Genomic DNA, 243 nt, shown 5'->3' on the forward strand with positions numbered 1-243 from the left:
CGCACCCCGGACGAACAGCCCGGCCGTGCCGGATCCCGGCACCGCACGGTGGCCGTGAGCATCGCCGCGGCCGTGGCGCTCGGAACGGCCGCCGTCGGCCTGGACGCGGCGAGTTCGGGCCACGAGGTACGGGGCGGCGGCAAGCCCGCGGTCACCGTCTCGCCGGATCCGGACGCCGCCGCACGGGAGGCCGCGGAGGACCTCGACCAGCCCGCGCCCGACCAGCCGCCGAGCGGCGGCTCC

1 protein-coding gene is annotated in these 243 nt (G+C 79.8%); it reads left to right on the plus strand.

The window, feature by feature from the left end:
• The coding region (locus AN218_RS36600) for a hypothetical protein (protein ID WP_216311752.1) at positions 1-243 on the plus strand (243 nt) is incomplete at both ends.

This window comes from Streptomyces nanshensis, from assembly GCF_001751255.1.
Taxonomy (GTDB): Bacteria; Actinomycetota; Actinomycetes; order Streptomycetales; family Streptomycetaceae; genus Streptomyces; species Streptomyces nanshensis_A.